The sequence below is a fragment of the Mesorhizobium sp. M7A.F.Ca.US.005.03.2.1 genome, from assembly GCF_003997795.1.
GTDB classification, from domain to species: domain Bacteria; phylum Pseudomonadota; class Alphaproteobacteria; order Rhizobiales; family Rhizobiaceae; genus Mesorhizobium; species Mesorhizobium ciceri.
The window spans coordinates 1-2,331 of the sequence record NZ_RZRP01000925.1 but is presented as its reverse complement, the minus strand read 5'-3'; the positions used below and the strand labels follow the sequence as shown (position 1 = coordinate 2,331).

Below are 2,331 nucleotides of genomic sequence, written 5' to 3'. Positions count from 1 at the left end.
GTCCTGGGGTCAGGACATGAAAATTGCCGAGGTGAGGTTGCCCCGGTGCCTGGTGCTCGATGCCCGAAAATCAACGTCGATTTAGGGCACGCACAAAACAGAAATCAGGCGGCGCCTTTGACGCTGACGCCCTTCTCGACGAGGAACGTCTGCAGCTCGCCCGCCTGGAACATCTCGCGCACGATGTCGCAACCGCCGACGAATTCTCCCTTGACGTAGAGCTGAGGGATCGTCGGCCAGTTGGAGTATTCCTTGATGCCCTGGCGCAGTTCAGCCGAGTCCAGGACGTTCACGCCTTTGTAGTCGGCGCCGATATAGTCGAGGATCTGGACGACCTGGCCGGAAAATCCGCATTGCGGGAAACCAGGTGTGCCCTTCATGAAAAGGACGACGTCGTTGCCCTTCACTTCATTGTCGATGTAGTCGTTGATGCCGCTCATGGAATATCCTTTCCCGCCTGTGGGAGTCAGGCTCGAAACATACCCTTCAAATAAACCCAACGATTGCTCGAAACAAGACGTTAGCCGCGCCGTGGCTGAAATGGCGCAAAGGATGAGCCGTGTTGGGCCAAGCGCTAAGGGTCAGTCGGGAACGCTGGTCTGCAGCGCCAGTGCGTGCAACACGCCGCCCATATTGCCCTTCAGCGCGTCATAGACCATCTGGTGCTGCTGGACGCGGCTCTTGCCGCGAAAGCTCTCGGCCACCACCTCGGCCGCATAGTGGTCGCCGTCGCCGGCGAGATCGCGAATCGTCACCTTGGCGTCCGGAATGCCGTCCTTGATCAGTTTTTCGATGTCGTGGGCATCCATTGCCATGGCAAAATCCTGTTTCGAGCGGCCGGTAGCCGGCCATAAGATGAGAGTCGGGTGAGCCTAAAGCCTTTCCGGTCCGGATTGAAGCCGTTCTGTCCCGCCAACGGCCACACGGCTTCAGAGAAAGACTAGGCCGGTGGGCTTGCTTCATCCTCGGCAACGTCCTCGCGTGTCGAGAAAGCGCGGCCAAGGCCGAAGGCAAGCACATAGAGCGGCGCGTTGAGCAGCAGGCTGACAATGGGGAGATAGCTCGTCATTTGCCAAGCCGGCGAGAAGAACCCTTGGCCATGGCCGTCGCAGATGAGCGACGAGCCGTACTCCCACAACGCGCCCACGACCACCGTGCCGGCGAAAAGCTTGACGCAGGTGACGATGTGCCTTGCCCGTGCCGGATCCGGGAAAAGGCGGCCCCAGAGCACCAGGCAGATGATCGGGACCGCGTAGAGGAGGTTCTGCAGCGCCAGCATCGGGACGGCGCCGTTCGCCGCGGCAAGGAACTCCGCACGTGTTTCCAGCCGCATACAAACCTCGCTCGAGGTTGTCGACAGCAGGAAAAAGACGAACGGTCCCAGGAACCAGAAGAAGAACAGCGACGGCCAGAAAACGACTGCAAGCAGCGCCCGGGCAGCCAGTGTGGTCAACTAGCCTGATCCATGAAGCGCGGGAACCAGCCTTCGTGAGCCGAGGAGAGTTCGCTGACCGGGATTGCCCTGGCGTCGCCAAGCTTCAGCGCGCTGCCGCCTGTGGAGCCGATCCACGGCGCGAAGATGCCAAGCTCGCCCTGCTGCTTGCGAATGGCGTCCCATTCGTCACCATGCGGGTCGATCGACAGCGTCAGCAGATAACGGCCCTGATCCTCGCCGAACCAGACCGGGATCGGGTCGGTGCCGACAAGGCCGGGAACGGTGGCGCCGATGCCGGACGCCATCACCATTTCGGCTAAAGCCACCGCGATACCGCCATCGGAAACGTCATGCGCCGCCGTGACGATGCCGGAGGCGATGAGCGCGCGCACATGGTCGCCGACGCGCTTTTCATGCTCGAGGTCGACCGGCGGCGGCGGTCCATCCGTGCGGCCGTGTATGTCCCTGAAATAGACCGATTGCCCGAGATGCGTTCCCCAGGACGCCGGCGCGCCGACCAGCAGGATCATTTGGCCCTCGGCCGCAAAGCCGGCCCGCACCATCTTCGACCAATCGGCGATCAGGCCGACGCCGCCGATGGTCGGGGTTGGCAGGATGCCCTGGCCGTTGGTCTCGTTGTAGAGCGAGACATTGCCGGAGACGATCGGGAATTCGAGCGCACGACAGGCGTCGCCGATGCCCTTCACGGCACCGACCAGCTGGCCCATGATCTCGGGCCGTTCCGGGTTGCCGAAATTGAGGTTGTCGGTTGCGGCCAGCGGCAGAGCGCCGGTGGCGGTCAAGTTGCGCCAGCATTCGGCCACCGCCTGCTTGCCGCCCTCGTAAGGGTCGGCCTCGCAATAGCGCGGCGTCACGTCGGACGAGAAGGCGAGCGC

At 62.6% G+C, this 2,331-nt stretch carries 4 protein-coding genes; all 4 read right to left on the bottom strand.

The genetic code is table 11. The annotated features are described in order from the left end of the window. Positions 1 to 104: 104 nt before the first annotated feature. Complete coding sequence (grxD, locus tag EN991_RS32655) at positions 105 to 440, bottom strand: Grx4 family monothiol glutaredoxin (protein ID WP_013532137.1); 336 nt, start codon at positions 438 to 440, stop codon at positions 105 to 107. A 141-nt stretch (positions 441 to 581) separates the two neighbouring features. Next, positions 582 to 815 (bottom strand): BolA family transcriptional regulator, encoded by a 234-nt coding sequence (locus EN991_RS32650; protein ID WP_010909092.1) that lies wholly within the window; start codon positions 813 to 815, stop codon positions 582 to 584. Positions 816 to 940: 125 nt separating this feature from the next. Then, a complete protein-coding gene (locus EN991_RS32645; protein WP_127370286.1) occupies positions 941 to 1,453 on the bottom strand; it encodes a hypothetical protein in 513 nt (170 codons plus the stop codon). After that, positions 1,450 to 2,331, bottom strand: an 882-nt coding sequence (locus tag EN991_RS32640; protein ID WP_245461138.1) for an AIR synthase related protein, incomplete at its 5' end; no start/stop codon positions are given. The genes EN991_RS32640 and EN991_RS32645, both read right to left, overlap by 4 nt.